14 protein-coding genes are annotated in these 17,349 nt (G+C 72.7%); 7 read left to right on the top strand and 7 right to left on the bottom strand.

Annotated elements, in window-relative coordinates:
• The first annotated feature begins 126 nt into the window (after positions 1–126).
• Both ASE87_RS15635 and tmk read left to right on the top strand, forming a co-directional pair.
• A complete protein-coding gene (locus ASE87_RS15635) occupies positions 127–591 on the top strand; it encodes a DIP1984 family protein (RefSeq protein WP_056230313.1) in 465 nt (154 codons plus the stop codon).
• 316 nt (positions 592–907) lie between these two features.
• Positions 908–1,564, top strand: a complete 657-nt coding sequence (gene tmk, locus ASE87_RS15630; RefSeq protein WP_056230311.1) for a dTMP kinase — start codon at positions 908–910, stop codon at positions 1,562–1,564.
• A gap of 75 nt (positions 1,565–1,639) precedes the next feature.
• Here tmk and ASE87_RS15625 read toward each other — a convergent pair whose 3' ends face one another.
• Positions 1,640–1,939 carry a helix-turn-helix transcriptional regulator gene (locus ASE87_RS15625; RefSeq protein ID WP_056230308.1) on the bottom strand — a complete coding sequence of 100 codons (300 nt, stop codon included), beginning with the start codon at positions 1,937–1,939 and terminating at the stop codon, positions 1,640–1,642.
• A gap of 80 nt (positions 1,940–2,019) precedes the next feature.
• On the opposite strand from ASE87_RS15625, the gene map reads away from it, so the two are divergent.
• Positions 2,020–2,796 carry a type I methionyl aminopeptidase gene (map, locus tag ASE87_RS15620; RefSeq protein WP_043594844.1) on the top strand — a complete coding sequence of 259 codons (777 nt, stop codon included), beginning with the start codon at positions 2,020–2,022 and terminating at the stop codon, positions 2,794–2,796.
• A 31-nt stretch (positions 2,797–2,827) separates the two neighbouring features.
• Here map and ASE87_RS15615 read toward each other — a convergent pair whose 3' ends face one another.
• Both ASE87_RS15615 and ASE87_RS15610 read right to left on the bottom strand, forming a co-directional pair.
• A complete protein-coding gene (locus tag ASE87_RS15615; RefSeq protein WP_056230305.1) occupies positions 2,828–6,343 on the bottom strand; it encodes a TM0106 family RecB-like putative nuclease in 3,516 nt (1,171 codons plus the stop codon).
• Between the two features lie 388 nt (positions 6,344–6,731).
• Positions 6,732–7,355, bottom strand: coding sequence for a helix-turn-helix domain-containing protein (locus ASE87_RS15610; RefSeq protein WP_056230303.1), 624 nt, complete (start codon positions 7,353–7,355; stop codon positions 6,732–6,734).
• Between the two features lie 80 nt (positions 7,356–7,435).
• Here ASE87_RS15610 and ASE87_RS15605 point away from each other — a divergent pair, with 80 nt between their 5' ends.
• Positions 7,436–8,443, top strand: a complete 1,008-nt coding sequence (locus ASE87_RS15605; RefSeq protein WP_056230300.1) for an NAD(P)/FAD-dependent oxidoreductase — start codon at positions 7,436–7,438, stop codon at positions 8,441–8,443.
• Entirely contained in the window at positions 8,440–9,144 is a 705-nt protein-coding gene (locus ASE87_RS15600; protein ID WP_082452736.1) for a bifunctional 2-polyprenyl-6-hydroxyphenol methylase/3-demethylubiquinol 3-O-methyltransferase UbiG, read from the top strand. The genes ASE87_RS15605 and ASE87_RS15600 overlap by 4 nt, the downstream gene beginning before the upstream one ends.
• 154 nt (positions 9,145–9,298) lie before the next feature.
• Here ASE87_RS15600 and ASE87_RS15595 read toward each other — a convergent pair whose 3' ends face one another.
• Genes ASE87_RS15595 through ASE87_RS15580 form a run of 4 tightly spaced genes read right to left on the bottom strand, consistent with a single transcriptional unit; the run spans position 9,299 to position 15,703 of the window.
• Entirely contained in the window at positions 9,299–12,442 is a 3,144-nt protein-coding gene (locus ASE87_RS15595; RefSeq protein WP_056230297.1) for a glycoside hydrolase family 2 TIM barrel-domain containing protein, read from the bottom strand.
• Entirely contained in the window at positions 12,439–13,410 is a 972-nt protein-coding gene (locus tag ASE87_RS15590; protein WP_082452735.1) for a carbohydrate ABC transporter permease, read from the bottom strand. Before ASE87_RS15590 ends, ASE87_RS15595 begins: the two co-directional genes overlap by 4 nt.
• Positions 13,407–14,369, bottom strand: coding sequence for a carbohydrate ABC transporter permease (locus tag ASE87_RS15585; protein ID WP_043594839.1), 963 nt, complete (start codon positions 14,367–14,369; stop codon positions 13,407–13,409). Before ASE87_RS15585 ends, ASE87_RS15590 begins: the two co-directional genes overlap by 4 nt.
• Positions 14,366–15,703, bottom strand: a complete 1,338-nt coding sequence (locus ASE87_RS15580) for an ABC transporter substrate-binding protein (RefSeq protein WP_056230365.1) — start codon at positions 15,701–15,703, stop codon at positions 14,366–14,368. Before ASE87_RS15580 ends, ASE87_RS15585 begins: the two co-directional genes overlap by 4 nt.
• 110 nt (positions 15,704–15,813) lie before the next feature.
• On the opposite strand from ASE87_RS15580, the gene ASE87_RS15575 reads away from it, so the two are divergent.
• Together ASE87_RS15575 and ASE87_RS15570 are read left to right on the top strand one after the other, a co-directional pair.
• A complete protein-coding gene (locus ASE87_RS15575) occupies positions 15,814–16,485 on the top strand; it encodes a TetR/AcrR family transcriptional regulator (protein WP_056230294.1) in 672 nt (223 codons plus the stop codon).
• On the top strand, positions 16,482–17,291 hold the full coding sequence (locus ASE87_RS15570) for an alpha/beta hydrolase (protein ID WP_056230291.1): 810 nt from the start codon (positions 16,482–16,484) through the stop codon (positions 17,289–17,291). Before ASE87_RS15575 ends, ASE87_RS15570 begins: the two co-directional genes overlap by 4 nt.
• The last annotated feature ends 58 nt before the right edge of the window (positions 17,292–17,349 follow it).

The following is a 17,349-nucleotide window of genomic DNA, read 5'->3' as shown; positions in this document are numbered from 1 at the left end:
GCCAGGCGCCACTTGATCCCAGTCGGATAAAACGGGCCCAAGCAGGTGTCCGATGAACGACCGGCGACCGGGCGCCGGCGACACGGACGACCCGCGGCGCATCCGACCTGCGTAGGATCGCTCACCATGAAGCTCGCCGAAGCCCTTCTGCAACGGTCCGACGCCCAGCACCGGGTCGACCAGCTGCGTGATCGCGTCACCGCGAACGCCCGCTACCAGGAGGGCGAGGAGCCCATCGAGGACGCCGCCGAGCTGCTGCGCCAGGCGGTCGACACCCTCACCGCCCTCGAGTCGCTCGTCGTGCGCATCAACCTCACCAACGCGCGCACGACCCTCGCCGACGGCAGCACGATGACCGCCGCCCTGGCCCGCCGCGAGACCCTGCGCGCCACCCACGCCCTGCTCGCGAACGCCTCCGACGCGGCCCGCGGCGCCTCCGGCGGCTACCGCCAGCTGCGCAGCGAGCTGCGGATGTTCTCGGCCCTTCCGGTCGCCGAGCTGCGGGACCGTGCCGACGCCGTCGCCAAGGACCTCCGCGAGCTCGACGTCGAGATCCAGAAGACCAACTGGGAGGCCGAGCTGCAGAACTGACCTGCGCGGTGAGTCGGTAGACGTCACCGGGGCGAGCACGAACCGAGACCGGCGGTCATCCCGGTCACCCTGCAGGCGCGGAGGGCAGCGCCACAACTCACGTCGTCACCACTCAGCCCCGCACCGATCACCGGTGACCGCGCACCCTGCATCGTTCACCACCGTGTGCTGACCGGAGACGTCGAGGGCGGGATCGGGGACCTCACCGCGCCTCCTGGGGTGTCGCCCGTCGGGCGGACGCACCGAACCGCAGCACGACCTCGTCGTGCGACGCGGCCGTCGCCTCGGCCGGTCCGGCGCTCGGTAGGCTCGTCGGGTGACGGAACAGGCAGCCCGTGGGGCGTTCATCGTGTTCGAGGGCATCGACGGGTCGGGCAAGTCGACGCAGGCACGCCTGCTCGCCGCCCGCCTCCAGGACGCCGGGGTGCCCGTGCACCAGACGGCCGAGCCGACCAACGGCCCCGTCGGCACGTTGATCCGCAACGGCTTCAACCGCCGGGTCGACCTCGACGACCGCGTCATCGCGTCGCTCTTCGTCGCCGACCGCCTCGACCACATCACCAACGCCCACGACGGCATGCTCGGCATCGTCGAGCGGGGCACGACCGTCCTCTGCGACCGGTACCACCTGTCGTCACAGGCCTACCAGGCGTCCGACGTGGGCAGCGAGTGGATCGCCTCGTCGAACTCCATCAGCACCGACCTGATGCTGCCCGACCTGACGATCTACCTCGACGTCTCGCCCGAGGTCGCCCTCGAGCGCCTCGCGAGCGGACGCACGACGACCGACCGGTTCGAGGTCGACGAGCGGCTCCGGGCAGCCCGCGAACGCTACGCCGAGGCCATCGAGCGGGCCGACGAGGTCGTCGTCACGGTCGACGCCGACCGGTCGACCGACGAACTCGCCGAGGCCGTCTGGCACGAGGTGTCGACCCGGCTCGACCTCGGGTCGTTGGCGCGTCCGCAGGGCTGACACCGCGCCTCCTCGGGTGACCGAGGCGTCACGACGTGCCTGTCGCCCCGACACGTGAGCGACACCTCGACGGGGTCAGGAGGCGCGGGCCGCGTCGACGACGGACGGTGCGTCCGCTGCTCCCCCGGCCCCGTCGCGCGTGATCTCGGCCCAGACGTCGTCGAGCGAGACGCCGACGACGGCGGCGATCGCGGCGATGGTCGAGAAGGCCGGCGTCGCGACTCGACCGGTCTCGATCTTGCGCAGGGTCTCGGGCGACAGCCCGGCGTCGAGGGCGACCTGAAGCATCGGCCGGGAGCCCCTGGCCCGCCTCAGCAGCACCCCGAGGCGGCGACCGCGTTCGATCTCGGCGGGCGTGAGCGGCAGACGGACCATGCCCCGAGCGTAGTGCGCCGGAGGCCCGAGTGGGATACCTTTACCGGGATGATCTTCGGCACGCGAACGGTAGGACACCCATGATCGAGATCTTGAACCCCTCCGAGATCGAGCGGGCCCGGGCGACGGGCGCACTCGTCGGCACCATCCTGCAGACGCTGCGCGACCGGGTGACCGTCGGCACGAACCTGCTCGACGTCGACTCGTGGACCAAGACGATGATCGACGAGGCCGGGGCGGTCTCGTGCTACGTCGACTACGCACCGTCCTTCGGCCGAGGCCCGTTCGGCCACTACGTCTGCACGGCCGTGAACGACGCGGTGCTGCACGGGCTGCCGCACGACCGACGACTCGTCGACGGCGACCTGCTGACGCTCGACCTCGCCGTCGTGCTCGACGGGGTGGCGGCCGACTCGGCCGTGAGCTTCGTCGTGGGCGACTCGCGTCCGGCCGAGAGCGTCCGTCTGATCGAGACGACCGAGCGGGCGCTCGAGGCCGGCATCGCGGCGGCCGGGCCCGGGGCCCGCATCGGCGACCTGTCGCACGCGATCGGCTCGGTGCTGTCGGACGCGGGCTACCCGATCAACGTCGAGTTCGGCGGCCACGGCATCGGCTCGACCATGCACCAGGACCCGCACGTGTCGAACACCGGGCGCCCGGGGCGGGGCTACCGGCTGCGGCCCGGGTTGTTGCTCGCGCTCGAACCGTGGGTGATGACCGACACCGACGAGCTCGTCACGGACGCCGACGGCTGGACGCTGCGCAGCGCGACGGGCTGCCGGACGGCCCACAGCGAGCACACGATCGCCATCACCGAGGACGGCGCCGAGGTGCTGACGCGGCGCCCCGTCCGCTAGCCCGTCCGCCGGCCCGACCGCACGGACCGGCTCAGCCCTCGACGGCTGGCTGGCCCTGCCCGGTCAGCCGCAAGAATCCGCTCAGCAGCCCGAGCCCCGCGATCGAGGTGGGCAACCCCGTCGCGAGCAGCGGGGAGTGCACCAGGAACGCCGCCCACTTCGCCCGCGACAGGGCCACGTTCAACCGGTTCGGCATCAGCAGGAAGTCCAGCCCGCGCGGGATGTCGGCGGCACTCGACGCCGCCAGCGAGACGACGGCCACGACGGCCTCTTGACCCTGGAACAGGTCGACCGTGCCGACGGGCGTCTCGTCGAAGCCGGCCGCGTCGAGGTGCTCGCGCAGCACGGCCCCGTGGGCGTTGTACGGCGCGACGACGATGACGTCGGCCGCGGTCAGGGGCCGGGTGCCGTCGGCGTCCGACCAGTCGAGCCCGACGACCGACCGCACGATCTCGACGACCGCCCGGGCCTCCTCGACCGACGAGGTCGTGTTGCCGACGTGCGTCACCGGTTCGACGTGGAGCCCGGGCCTCACGCCGTCGAGTCGGCGGTCGGACGCATGGGCGGTCAGGGCCCCGCCGTAGGACAGCTCGCTGACCGGGGCGCACAAGGCCGGATGCATGCGCCAGGTCGTGGCGAGGAAGTAGCCGTACTCGGCCGGCAGCACGTCGTGGCCGTCGGCCAGCCAGCCCAGGGCCGACTCGTCGACCGGCTCGGGGTGGCTGCCCTGGCTGACCTGAGGTAGCTGCTGCGGGTCGCCGAGCAGCAGCAATCGCGTCGCGGCGACCGAGGCCGCCACGGTCGAGGCGAGCGAGAACTGCCCGGCCTCGTCGACGACCAGCAGGTCGAGGGAGGCGCGGGCCACCTTGTCGGCGTTGGCGAACCCCCAGGCGGTGGCCCCGAACACGGCCCCCACGGCCTGCCCGCCGCCGTCGACCCCGGTACTGCCCGCCCCACCGTCGGCCTCGGCGAGGAACGCGGCCTCGCCGCCGGACTTCAGGGTGCGCCAGGGCTGCTCGTCGGCCTCTTCGGCGGTCGTGCCCGACTTCGGCACCTTGCCCACCCGCTCGGGATCGACCCCGGCCGTGATCGCCGCACGCAACACGTTCTCGACCACCGCGTGCGACTGCCCCACGACGCCGACGCGCCAGCCGTGCTCACGCACCAGCCGGGCGACGACCCGCGAACCGACGTAGGTCTTGCCCGTGCCGGGCGGGCCCTGCACCGCCAGGTACGACCGGTCGAGGTCGAGCATGGTCTCGACGACGGCCGAGACGGTGTCGTTGCCGACCACGGGTGCGGGCCCGCCGCCCGACCGCCGACGCGGTGGCTGCCGCCGCAGCAGGTCGAACGCCGGATCGGGCAGCATCTCGGGCAGGGCGTCGAGCACGTGCCCACCCCATTCGGCGATCGCCTCGGGCTGCGGGGTGGCCCGGGGAGGCGCGGCGGGCGTCAGCGCGACCGGGAACGCGTCGTGCCGGTCGTCGTCGCCGGTGACGCGCTCGAGAAGCACGACCTCGTGCCGGTCGCCGTTCGGGCCGGCCTCGACCACCGTCGACCCGACGGCACCACGCAGTGCGGGGCCGAGCGAGGCGACCCCGGGCGGGACGGGGGCGTCGTAGACCGCGTAGGGCGCGCCTCCTTCGGTGAGGCGGCTACCGGGCGCGAGGCGACCGCGCAGCCGCACCTCGCGGCTGAGCTTGCGGGCCCGGGGCAGCTTCTGCCATTCGCGCTCGACCGAGGCCGTCTCGACGACGAACACGTCGCGGGTGTCGGCCCAGTCGTCGACGGGGTTGCGGAGGCGGTCGAAGTGCTCTTGCCAGAACGTCTTGGCCTCGCGGCGGTGGTAGTCGATGGCCGACGCCGCCAGGGCGATCGCGGTCTGGTCGGGGGTGCGGTCGAGCGGGTCGACGTCGGCCACGTGCGCCGCGAGGCCCACGGCGACCGGGTTCGGCTCGCGGGGCACGCGGGCGAGTTCGAGCGGGTCGGGCGCGGTCGGGCCCTCGGGGTCGTCGCCCCGGGTGCCGTGCCGGTCGGCCAGCTCGAGCAACCAGTCGCGCAGCCGCAGGGTCGACCGGCAGTCGTACTCGTTGTAGTCGCGGACCTCGTCGAGCATCAGGTCACCCCGCGCCGCGTCGCCCGTGGTGCGTTCGGCGATGGCGTCGACGTACATCGTGATGCTGGCGGTGGCCGTCTTGACGTCGCTCTGCCGCAGGTCGTCGCCCATGTAGAGCGGCTCGAGCTTCTTGAGCGAGTAGCTGTGCGACCCGACCAGCAACGCCTGCCGCACGACCGGGTAGAGGTCGACGAGCAGGCCGTCGCGCAGCAGGTCGTCGACCGCGTCCTCGCCGACGCCGTGGCGCGCCGCCAGCGAGAGCAGGTGGCTGCGCTCGTACGAGGCGTAGTGGTACACGTGCAGGTCGGGGAAGCGTCGGCGGCGCTCGGCGAGGTAGTCGAGGAAGTCGATCAGCGCCTGCCGCTCGCCCGCGAAGTCGTGCGCCCAGAAGGCCCGGAAGGTGCCGTCGGCCTCGACCAGCCCGAAGAGGTAGTCGAGGCCCCAGGCCCGCCCGTCGCCCTCGGTGTAGAGCGGGTCGCCCTCGAAGTCGAAGAAGACGTCGCCGGCGTCGGGCCGCGGGATCGTCCGCAGGGCGTCGGCGTCGACGACCTCGACCGCGGGCGCGCCGGTGTGGTCGCGCTCGGTGGCGAGCTGCACTCGGGCCTGCCCCCGCAGCCGAGCAAGGGCCGTCGCCCCGATGCCGGCCACGGGCCCGTCCGACCCGGCGAGCTCGTCGATCGTGGCGACGCCGGCCAGGTGCAGGCGCTGACGTTGCTCGCCGCGCAGGCCGGCGACGAGCACGAGGTCGCGGTGCTCGTCGACCTGGGCCTGGCAGGCCGCGCAGCGCCCGCAGGCCGTGACGCCCGGGTCGCCCCAGGCGAGCGGCCCGTCGGCGGCCAGCCGCTCGGCGAGGGCGGCCCGCAGCCGGTCGCGTTGGACGCGGTAGACCGGCAACACGTCGGCGACCTCGTGGACGCTCTCGCTGCCGTCGCCGAGCACCAGGCGCACGGTGTCGGCCGAGGGCAGCCCGAGCGCGCGGATCTGGTCGGTGTAGGCGGCCACCTGCAGCAGGGCGGGGATCTTCGCGTGGCGGGCGAGCTTGGTGTCGTAGACCTCGTAGGTGCCGTCGTCGGTGCGCACCACGAAGTCGCTGAAGCCGATGAACGATCCGTCGAAGAACGTCGCCTGGAACAGCACGTCGGCCCCGGAGGCCATGGCGAGCCGTGCCTCCTCGGCGGCCGCCGCGTAGCCCGAGGGCGCCGGCCGCTCGAACTCGACGACGTCACGGGTCGCCCGCAGCGCCTCGAGGTACCGCAGCTCGTGGGCGTCGCCGAGCCGGGCCGTGCGGTCGAGCATGTCGTCGGACGCGTCGGCGACGGCGTCGACCCGGCCGAGCTTCGCGTCGAGCCGCCGGAGGAACGACCACTCGCACGCGGCCCAGGTCGTCAGGTCGGACGGGCTGGTGACCACCCGGTCGTCGTCGAGGTACACGCGGACTCCTTCTGTCGGGACGCGGCCTGGACGCCCGCCCCGAGCCTAGGAGGCGCCACCGACACCCCGGGACGCCTCACCCGGGCGAGGCGGGCGCGCCCCCCGCTGTGCACTTTGCGACACCCGACGGCCGACACGCCGCTCATCTCCGGTCGGAAGCGTCGTCGGCGCCGCCCGTTGTCGGGTTCGGCACGCCCCGCGGCGGCTGGGCAGTCGGGTTCGGTACGCCCCGCGGCGGCTCGGGAGTCGGGTTCGGCACACCACACGAGCCGGGCGAACCAGGCGCCGTCACTCGACCGGCGGGCGTGTTCGGCGGCCCCGGGCCGTCGGGGACGCCCTGCTCCGGCGAACCCGCCCGGGAACGGCACCGGCACCGGCACCGGTGACGTCAGTCGGTCCCGGGCGAGGCGGGCGCGGTGCGCAGGTGCAGCCGCTCGCCCTGGCGGCCGAACAGGCTGAGCACCTCGACGGCCCGGTCGTCGGCGCGACCGAACCAGTGCGGCGTGCGCGTGTCGAACTCGGCCGCCTCGCCTGCCGGCAGGACGAGGTCGAGGTCGCCCAGCACGAGCCGGACGCGCCCCCGCAGCACGTACAGCCAGTCGTAGCCCTCGTGGGTGCGGAGCACGGGTTCGCTCCGAGGCGAGTCCGCAGGAATGACCATCTTGAAGGCCTGGATCGCACCGCCGCCGCGCGACAGCGGCACGACCGTCATGCCGTGCTGCTGCCGCGGCTTGAGGTGCACGCGCGGGTCGCCGGTCTGGGGCGCCCCGACCAGGTCGTCGAGCGGCACCCCGTGCTCGCGGGCGAGCGGCAGCAGCTGTTCGAGGGTCGGCCGCCGGAGCCCCGACTCGAGCCGGGACAGGGTGCTGACCGAGATGCCGGTGCGCTCCCCCAGCTCGGCGAGGGTCACGCCCCGCCGCGCACGCAGGGCACGCAGGCGCGGGCCGACCGCGGCGAGGACGTCGTCGGTGCTCGCGGTGTCGGCGCCGGGGGTGTTCGTCGGATGGCTCATGTCCGTCATCTTGCCATTACGGCAACGCAGATTGCCAGACTGACGCTCGACGTCGCAGGATCGGGTCAGGAGGTCACACCATGAACCAGAACACCCACCCGGTCGACACCGTCCACGACGTCGTCGTGATCGGCGGCGGCCCCGCCGGGCTCAGCGGGGCGCTCTCGCTGGCCCGCGCCCGCCGCGATGTGCTCGTCGTCGACGACGACCGGCCCCGCAACGCCCCCGCCGAGGGCGTCCACGCGTTCCTCACCCGCGACGGGGTCGCCCCGCGCGAGCTCACCCGCCTCGGTCGCGCCGAGGTCGAAGCGTACGGAGGCGCGATCACGACGGGCACCGTGACCCGCGTCCGCCGCGACGACGACCCCGCCGCACCCTTCGTCGTGACCGTCACCACCCCGGGTGGTGACGCGTCCGAGGTGCGTGCCCGGCGCCTCCTCGTCACCTCCGGGCTCGTCGACGAGCTGCCCGCCGTCGACGGCCTCGCCGAGCGCTGGGGCCGCGACGCCGTGCACTGCCCGTACTGCCACGGCTGGGAGGTGCAGGACCGCGTGATCGGCGTGCTGGCCACGAGCCCGTTCGCGATGCACCAGGCCCTGCTCTTCGGGCAATGGAGCCGCGACATCGTGCTGTTCACGAACGACTCGTTCACGCCCGACCACGAGCAGGCCGAGCAGTTGCGGGCCCGCGGGGTCACGGTGGTCGACGGCCCGGTCGCGCGCCTGCGGGTCGAGGACGACGTCCTCACCGGCGTGACGCTCGACGACGGTCGCACGGTCGACGTCGGCGCCCTGGCCGTCATGGCCCGGGTGCGCTCGCGGGCGGACTTCCTCGCCGACCTCGGACTCGAGGCGACCGAGCACCCCGCCGGCGTCGGCACCCACCTCGCCACGATCGAGCCGCTCACCGGTCGGTCGGCCGTGCCCGGGGTGTGGCTAGCAGGCAACGTCACCGAACCGATGGCCCAGGTCGTCGCGGTGGCCGCGGCGGGCACGATGGCCGGCGCCGCGATCAACATGGACCTGGTCACGGCAGAGGTCGCGGCGGCCATCGCCACCCTGCGCACCGGAGAGAGGATCGACGCATGAGCGAGGCAGAGCGAGGGCAGCAGCCCCAGGACCACCGGGAGCAGGAGCGACACGGGAACGGGCACGCCCACCCCGTCTTCGACCGCGACTACTGGGAGGACCGCTACGGGCAGCCAGGCCGCGCCTGGAGCGGACGCCCCAACGCCGCCCTCGTCGCCGAGGTCGCACAGCTGGCCCCCGGTCGCGCACTCGACGTCGGCAGCGGCGAGGGCGGCGACGCCCTCTGGCTCGCCTCGCGGGGCTGGCGGGTGACGGGCGTCGACATCTCGCAGAACGCCCTCGACAAGGCGGCCGCCCTCGCTCGCGAGCGGGAGGACGTCGACCCGGCCCGCCTCACCTGGCAGCAGGCGGATCTGACCGGGTGGAGCCCGACCCGCGCCTCCTTCGATCTGGTCACGGCGCACTTCATGCACCTGCCGCTCGTCGACCGCGAGCGGCTGTTCACGGCGCTGGCCGACGCCGTGGCGCCGGGCGGCACGCTGTTGGTCGTCGGGCACGACGCCGACGCCCTGCCGGGTGGGACCGGGAGGCACGGCGATCCGGGCATGCTCTTCACCGTCGGCGAGGTGGTCGGCAGGCTCTCCCCCGACGCGTGGCGGGTCGAGGTCGCCGAGGTGCGGCCGCGTGACATGACGGGCCCCGACGGGGAGGTCCGGCACGTGGCCGACGTGGTCGTGCGCGCCACCCGCAGGGCCGACTGAGGGCGGCGCCCGGACGGCACGCACGACGCGGCGGCACGCCGACGCGGCCGCACGCACGACGCGGCCGCACGCAGAACGGGCGGGTCCGTCCGGCACGGGCGTCCTGAGACGCCCGCCCGACACGGACCCGCCCGTTGTCGGCGGGGGCAGCCGCCTACAGGGCGCGGAACTTCAGGCGCAGCTGGTGGGCACCCGGGCGCAGCACGTGCCGCGACGCGACGTCCGGCCCGCACGCCCGCGACCCGACGCCGTGCTGGGCGGCGTCGAGGTACAGGTGGGTCCGGTCACTCGCGGGCAGCTCGTGCGGGTGCTCGGCCACGCCAATCTGCTGGGCCGTGTGGCGGCTCAGCGTGAAGCCGGGACGTTCACCCGTGGCGCTCGGCACGGCCTCGACGCGCAGCCACGGCTGACCGGCGGGGCTGAGGTCGAGCGTGCGGAGGTCGCTGCGGTGCCCCGTCTCTTGTGGGCGGGCGTACCCGGCCGACAGGTCGTCGATGCCCGACTCATAGCGTCCGACGAACGCCGAATGGCGGCTGTCGGGGTAGGACTCGCGCGGACCGGTGCCGAACCACGAGGCGTGGTCGACGTCGCCCGGCAGGTCGAAGCGCACGCCGACGCGGGGCCAGACCATGTCCCACCACCCCGTGGGAACGATGTCGACCGACAGCCAGAGGTCGTCACCGACGAGCTGCCACTGCTCGTCGGTCGTCACGGCGTTGCGTGTGTCGGCCGCGGCGTAGCGGGTGCGCACCCGGACCGAGTCCGGCGTGACGCTCACCGACTCGACGCGCGCGGTCAGCCGGTCGAGCCCGGCGAGCAGCCAGGTGTCCTGCGAGCTCGGCAGCACGCCGACCTCGTACAGGTCGACGCGGTGGCGGTTGCGCATCACGTCGCGGTCGCGGTCCTTCGGTGTCAGCCACTCGCCGCGGTCGTTGTCGGTCGGTGCGCGCCACAGCTCGAGGCGGGCGCCGTCGACCGGGCGTCCGGCCAGCGAGACCAGTCGCCCGTCGTCGAACACGGCCGGGCCGAGCTCGACGCGCCCCGAGGAGGCGCGGACCGCGCGGTCGCGCCCGTCGCCCACGACCGCGGGGCGGGGTGTCGCGACCTGCACCGGTGCCGGCGTGAGGTCGAGCTGCTGGGTCGAGAGCACGTGACCCGCATCCGCCCACACGGTGGCGTCGGCGAGCTCGGCCGTGACCGTGAGCCAGGTCTCGCCGGTGCCCGACACGGGCACCTCGGGCAGTGAGACGAACACCGTCTCGTGGGCGGCCAGGGCGCCGCCCTCGAGGCCGACCACGTCGAGGGTGCCCGAGCGCGCCTCCTCGCCGTCGTGCGAGACGACCCAGCGGAAGACCACGTCGGAGGCGTCGGCCGAGTGCCGGAGGTTCGACACGACGAGCACCGGCCGTCCGTCGACGGTGGGCGTCTCGAAGCGCAGGCGGATCGGGGCCACGACCTGGGCCCACTCGTACAGGCCGGGCGACGGGGTGTCGTCGCTCAGCACCATGCCGTCCATGACGAAGTTGCCGTCGTGGACGACCTCGCCGAAGTCGCCGCCGTAGCCGAAGTACTCGACGCCGTCGGCCGTGTGCGTGCGCAGACCGTGGTCGCGCCACTCCCAGACGAAGCCGCCGTGCAGGCGCGGGTAGGCGTCGACCAGGTCTTCGTACTCGTCGATCGCGCCGGGGCCGTTGCCCATCGCGTGGACGTACTCGCAGAGCAGGAACGGCTTCGAGCGCTGACGCGCGGCCTCGGCCGGCGTGCAGCCCAGCAGCGGGACGGACTCGTCGCCCGAGCCGATGGCGCGCGTCTCGTCGATCCACGAGTACATGCGCGAGTAGACGTCGGTGTAGGCGCCCGTGTAGTCGCCCTCGTAGTGCACGGGACGGCCGCCGTCCCGGGCGTGGGTCCACGCCGCCATGGCCGCGAGGTTGTGGCCCGTGCCCGCCTCGTTGCCGAGCGACCAGAGGACGATGCTCGGGTGGTTCTTGTCGCGCTCGACGGTGCGCACCATGCGGTCGACGTAGGCGTCGTGCCAGTCCGGGTCGTCGCTGGGGTTGCCGATCCACTCCTGGCGTTCGAAGGCGTGGGTCTCGAGGTCGCACTCGAGGACGACCCAGAAGCCCAGCTCGTCGGCGAGGTCGAGGAGGCGCGGGTGCGGCGGGTAGTGCGACGTGCGGATCGCGTTCACGTTGAACCGCTTCATCTGGGCGAGGTCGCGGCGCGACCACTCCTCGTCGAAGACGCGGCCACGGTCGGGGTGGGTCTCGTGACGGTTGACGCCGTGGAACACGACGCGGCGGCCGTTGACCTCGAACTGGTCGCCCACGATGCGGACCGTGCGGAAGCCGAGGCGCAGCGAGACGGTCTCGGCGCCGCCCGCGCTCGAGACGGTCGCGTCGTAGAGGCGCGGGGTCTCGGCGGACCACGGCTCGACCGCGTCGAGCGCGACGGGCGCGACGTCGGCCGGGGTGGCCCAGGTCACCTCGACGGCGAGCTCGGGCACCGAGAGGGTGACCGGGTAGGCGGCCTCGCCGGCGGTGATCTCGGGGACGATCGCCGCGCCTCCTTCGCCCTGACCGGCCGTGCCGTGGAACGGCGTCTGCAGCCAGACGTCGTCGAGGCCGCCGACCGGACGGGCCTGCAGCGTGACGCTGCGGAAGATGCCGGGCAGCCACCACTGGTCCTGATCTTCGACGTAGCTCGACGCCGACCACTGGTGCACGCGCACCGCGATGACGTTCTCGCCCGGGTGCAGGGCGTCGGTGACGTCGAACTCCTGGGCGAGGCGGCTGCCGACGCCCATGCCGATCTCGACGCCGTTCAGCCACACCACGTAGCGCGACTCGACGCCGTCGAACCGCAGCAGCACGCGCTCGGCGCCGTCGAAGGACGACGGCAGCTCGAACGTCCGGCGGTGGTCGCCGGTCGGGTTCGCGTCGGGCACGAAGGGCGGCTCGGTCGGGAACGGGAACTGCACGTTGGTGTAGATCGGGGCGCCGCGCGACCCGTCGCCACCGAGCACCCAGTGCGACGGCACCTCGATCTCGCCCCAGGAGGACTCGTCGAGGTCGACCGCGCCGACGCCGTCGACGGGCTCGCCCTCGGGCAGCACGCCGCGGCCGCCCAGCGTGCCGGGGGCGCCGGGCAGCAGGCGGAACGACCAGGTGCCGTCGAGGGACAGTGTCGGGGCGTCGGTGTGCAGCCACGACCGCGCCGGCGTGCGGGCGCCCTGCCCGGGGCCGGTGTCGGTGAGGTAGTCGGCGGACACGGTGGACGGTGTGGTGCTGTGGGTCACTTGACGCTTCCTTCGGTGAGGCCGCCGCGCCAGAAGCGCTGGAGGACGACCATGGCGATGACCAGCGGGATGATCGACAGCAGCACGCCGCCGGTCGTCAGCTGGTAGAACTCGGGCAGGCGGTCGGTCTGGCTGAGCCAGTTGTTGAGGCCGAGCGTGACGGGGAACTTGTCGACGTCGCTCAGCATGACCAGGGGCAGGAAGTAGTTGTTCCAGATGCCCACGAGCTGGAACAGGAACACCGTGACGAGCGCCGGGGTGAGGATGCGCAGTCCGAGGGTGTGGAAGATGCGCAGCTCGCTGGCGCCGTCGAGGCGGGCGGCCTCCATCAGCGACGTGTCGACCGTGGCCTGAGCGTAGATGCGGCAGAGGAACAGGCCGAACGGCGACACGAGCGACGGCAGCAGCACGCTCCAGTAGGAGTTGGCGATGCCCATCTGGCTGAACAGCAGGAAGAGGGGCAGGGCCGTGGCGGTACCGGGCACGAGCACGCCGCCGAGGATCGTGCCGAAGACGACGTTGCGGCCGCGGAACTCGTACTTGGCGAGGGCGTAGCCGCCGGCCGCGGCGAAGTACGTCGCGATCAGGGCGCCGACGCCGGCGTAGAGCACCGAGTTGAGCACCCAGCGCACGAAGATGCCGTCGCCGTAGGTCAGCACCTGGCCGAGGTTGTCCCAGAGCGAGAACGTCGGCGCGAACCAGAAGCCGAACGTGCCGAACAGGTCGGGCGTGGTCTTGGTCGCCGCGACGACGACCCAGTAGACCGGCACCAGGAAGTACAGCGCCACCACGACCAGGACGGCCGTGACGATGATGGTGGACGCCTTCGAGCGTCCGGCCGTGCGGTCGGGGCCGGCGCTCCGGGCGCGGCGGCGGGCGGGCTTCTCGGCGCCGCGGCCGCGACCCTGCGCCGTCACGATGGACTCGGTCTCGGTGGCGTGTTCGGCGCCCTTCGTCGAGAGGCTCATTTCTGCTTCCTGTTCGTGATGCTGAGGAACGTGATCGACAGCGCGAACGCGACGAGGGCGATCAGCACGGACTGGGCGGCCGCGACGTTGTAGTCGTTGTAGGCGAAGGCCGTGGTGTACGCGCTGAGGTTGGGCGTGTACTGGCTGTCGATCGCCGGCGAGACGCGTTGCAGCACCTGGGCCTCGGCGAACAGCTGCAGGGTGCCGATGATCGAGAACACGGCCGTGAGCAGCAGGGCCGGACGGATCAGCGGCAGCTGGATGCTGAACGCGACGCGCAACGACGACGCACCGTCGACCTTGGCGGCCTCGTACAGCTCGACCGGGATCGACTTCAGCTGGGCGATGATGATCAGCATGTTGTAGCCGGTGTAGCTCCAGGTCACGATGTTCGCGATCGACCACAGCACGGTGTTCGCCCCGAGGAAGTCGGGGGTGACGCCGAAGACCTCGCCGATGTCGATGATCGGGCTGAGGCCGGGCACGTACAGGAACGACCAGAGGATGGTCGCGATGACGCCGGGCACGCCGTACGGCAGGAAGTACGCGGCACGGAACACGCCCGGCCACTTCGCCGACGCCGACTCGAGCAGCAGCGCGAGCACCGTGCAGAGGATCAACATGACCGGCACCTGCACGATGCCGAACAGGAACATGCGGCCGATCGAGGCGATGAAGTTGGGGTCGCCGAGCACCTGCGCGTAGTTGTCGAAGCCGGCGAACCCGCTGGTCACGCCGCCCTCGCCGAACAGGCCGCTGCGGGTGACCTTGGTGAAGCTCGAGAACACGGCGATGACGATCGGGATCACGAAGGTCAGCGCGAAGAGCGCCAGGAACGGCGCGAGCAGCACCCACGGCGCCCGCTTGACGGCACCCTTCGAGCTGCTGCGACGGGGCCCCGAGGAGGCGCGGGTCGAGTCGGTCACGGCCTCGGGCCGCGTGTCGGTCGCGGCGCTCATGCGTTCGCCTTCCGGATGGTGAGGCCCTTGTTCTGGAAGACGGCCATGATGTCCTTCTCGGCCTGCGCCACGGCGTCGACGAGCGTGCCGCCCGACGCCTTGCCCCGGAAGCCGTCGCTCAAGATGTTGAAGGACTGCTGGGTGATGGGCCACCAGCTCCAGTCCTGGTTCTGCGAGGACTCCTTCGTGGCGGGCACGAAGACCTCCTGGTTGTAGTTCTGACCGCTGAAGAACGGGCTGGGCTGCTCGCGCAGCGAGCCGACGACGTCGCGCGCCGGCGACCAACCGATGCCGCAGAACTCGATGAGGGCGTTGATGCCCTCGGGGGTCGTGGTCATCCAGACGGCGAAGTCGAGTGCCTCCCGGGGGTGCTTGCTGTTCGCGAGGATGGCGGCGGTCGAGCCGCCGAGGAAGCTCGAGGCGTAGCCGGTCTGCCAGGTGGGCAGCGGGGCGCACTTCCACTTGCCCTCGGCGCCGCTGACGCCCTCGATCAGGGCGTCGCCCCACGAGCCGGTCGCGACCGACGCGATGGTGCCCGCGCTGGCGGCCGAGAACCAGGCCGGCGTGTAGGCGCCGTAGGCGGTCGTGACGATGCCGTCGTCGATCGCCTTGTCGAAGAAGCGGGCGACGGTGAGCGTCGCCTCGTCGGTCATGTCGATGACCCAGCCGTCGTCCTCGGCGCGCAACCACGACGCACCGGCCTGGGTGGCGTAGGCGGCGAAGAGCGAGGCGTCGGCGAGCGGGAAGGAGTCCATCAGCACGCCGGCCCCCTTCAGCTCGGTGCCGACCGCGGCCCACTCGTCCCACGTGGTGGGGACGGCGGCGCCGACCGTGTCGAAGACGGCGGGCTGGTAGAACATGCCCATCGGGCCGCTGTCCTGCGGGATCGCGTAGATGCCGTCGGTGTAGCTGACCTGGTTCCAGAGCGTGGGGTCGTAGAGGTCGGCGTACTGGTCGGCGCCGTAGCGCTTGAGGTCGACGACGCCGTTGGCGAGCAGGAACTCGGGCAGCGAGCGCAGCTCGACCTGGGCGATGTCGGGGCCGGCACCCGCGGCGAGCGCCGAGTACAGCTTCTGGTAGCCGCCCGCGTTGCCGCCGGGGATGAAGACGGTCTCGACCTGCACTCGCGACTGGCTCTTGTTGTAGAGCGCGGTGACCTGGTCGAGGCCCTTGAGCCAGGCCCAGTACTGGAGCTTGACCGGGCCGTCGGCCGCGGGGATGGTCGGCAGGGTGTTGACCGAGGCCGTCCCGGGTGTGGCGCAGCCGGCGAGCATGGCGGTGGCGCCGGCGGTCACCCCCAGGCCGAGCAACTGCCGTCGGGACATCGGGCTCATGTTCATCTCACTTCGTCGTGGGGCCGTGGCGTCAGCGACGCTAACACAAATTCGAATGGTCGCTCGAATTTCACGGGCGAGGTGTTCGGGAGGTCGTAGAGTGGCCGATCATGACGACGATCGGCTCGACGACGAGCGACCCAGGCGGCGTGCCCACCGGTGCCGCCGACGGTTCTCGTCCCGCGCGTCGCGGCCCGTACGCGAAGTCGGCCGAACGCCGGCTCGCGATCGTCGAGGCGGCCTTCGAGGTGTTCTCCACCAAGGGCTACGTCGGCGGGTCGCTCCGAGACGTGGCGGACGTCGTCGGCATGAGTCAGACGAGCCTGCTGCACTACTTTCCGTCGAAGAGCGCGCTGCTGCTCGCGGTGCTCGAACGTCGCGACACGGTCTCGGACCGCTCGGCCGAGCCTCCCGACCGGGGTGACCTGATCGGGACCGTCCTCGGGCAGGCGCGACACAACGAGACGGTCCCCGGGCTCATCGCGCTCTACGCGGTGCTGGCGGGCGAGGCGGTCACGACCGGCAACCCCGGCAGCGACTACGTGCGGGAGCGCTTCGAGCGCCTGCGTGCCGAGTACGGCGACGCCCTGCGAGCGCTGGAGGCGCGGGGTCGGTTGCGCCCCGGGGTCGACCCCGACCGGGCGGCGTCCGGGCTCGTGGCCCTGTGGGACGGCATCCAGCTGCAGTGGCTCCTCGACCCGGACCGCATCGACGTGGTGCAGCAGTTGCAGGACCACCTCGACCTGCTGGTCCTGCCCGACGACGCGGTGGATCGGACGTGAGCGGTACCGTGCCCGTCCGCCCCGACGTCACCGTCCGATGGTACGAGCCCTGGCCGGGGACGTCGGCCCCGGCAGGCCCGACGCTGCTCTGGCTGCACGGCGGCGGATTCTTCCGCGGTGGACTCGACCAGCCGGAGGCGCACGACGTCGCGCGGTCGCTCGCCGCACGCGGGGTGAGGGTCGCGACGGTGGACTACCGTCTCGCGCCTCCCCCGGGTCTCGGTCCCGCCGCTCGACGGCTGATGCCGTCCCGAGGCCGGTACCCGCTGCCACTGGACGACGTGCTCTCGGCCTACCGCGAGGTGGGCGACCGGTCGACCGAGGGCGTGATGGTGGGAGGCGCGAGTGCGGGGGCGTGTCTGGCCGCGGCGGCCACCCTCCGCACGATCGACGACGGTCGCCCTCCGGTCGGCGCCGTCTTCGCCTACGGCTTCTTCCACGCCGCGCACCCCCGGATGGCGGAGGCACGCCACCGGTCGGGAGGGCACCGGGGACTCAGCCACGCGAGGTGGGCCCTCGACGCGATGAACCGTAACTACGCCGGCTCGCGGGGCTCCCTGGCCGACCGTCTCGCCTTCCCCGGCGGCCACGTCCTCTCGGGCTTCCCCCGCACCCTCGTGGTGAATGCCGAGCGCGACAACATGCGCGCCTCGGGCGACCTCTTCGCCGCCGAGCTCGCCGACGCGGGGGTCGACGTGCGGCACCACGTCCTGCCGGGCACCCACCACGCCTTCTTGAACCGGCCCCGGCTCGCCGCGTACGCCCACACCGTCTCGCTCGTCGCGGAGTGGACCCGCGGCGGCTAGCCCGCCCCGCCCGTCCGAGCCCTGCCGACGGGTGCCCAGTGGAACCGGCTTGACTGGG

It is taken from the genome of Frigoribacterium sp. Leaf44 (genome assembly GCF_001421865.1).
In the GTDB taxonomy this organism is placed as follows: domain Bacteria; phylum Actinomycetota; class Actinomycetes; order Actinomycetales; family Microbacteriaceae; genus Frigoribacterium.
Note: the sequence above shows the minus strand (reverse complement) of the source record. Positions and strands in the feature narration are given on the sequence as shown.

Excerpts from the sequence above, each read along its gene's own strand:
- ASE87_RS15580 (WP_056230365.1), bottom strand. The coding sequence starts at position 15,703 with ATGAGCCCGATGTCCCGACGGCAGTTGCTCGGCCTGGGGGTGACCGCC.
- ASE87_RS15585 (WP_043594839.1), bottom strand. The coding sequence starts at position 14,369 with ATGAGCGCCGCGACCGACACGCGGCCCGAGGCCGTGACCGACTCGACC.
- ASE87_RS15625 (WP_056230308.1), bottom strand. The coding sequence starts at position 1,939 with ATGGTCCGTCTGCCGCTCACGCCCGCCGAGATCGAACGCGGTCGCCGC.
- ASE87_RS15635 (WP_056230313.1), top strand. The coding sequence starts at position 127 with ATGAAGCTCGCCGAAGCCCTTCTGCAACGGTCCGACGCCCAGCACCGG.
- ASE87_RS15605 (WP_056230300.1), top strand. The coding sequence starts at position 7,436 with ATGAACCAGAACACCCACCCGGTCGACACCGTCCACGACGTCGTCGTG.
- ASE87_RS15610 (WP_056230303.1), bottom strand. The coding sequence starts at position 7,355 with ATGAGCCATCCGACGAACACCCCCGGCGCCGACACCGCGAGCACCGAC.
- map (WP_043594844.1), top strand. The coding sequence starts at position 2,020 with ATGATCGAGATCTTGAACCCCTCCGAGATCGAGCGGGCCCGGGCGACG.
- ASE87_RS15600 (WP_082452736.1), top strand. The coding sequence starts at position 8,440 with ATGAGCGAGGCAGAGCGAGGGCAGCAGCCCCAGGACCACCGGGAGCAG.
- ASE87_RS15590 (WP_082452735.1), bottom strand. The coding sequence starts at position 13,410 with ATGAGCCTCTCGACGAAGGGCGCCGAACACGCCACCGAGACCGAGTCC.
- ASE87_RS15575 (WP_056230294.1), top strand. The coding sequence starts at position 15,814 with ATGACGACGATCGGCTCGACGACGAGCGACCCAGGCGGCGTGCCCACC.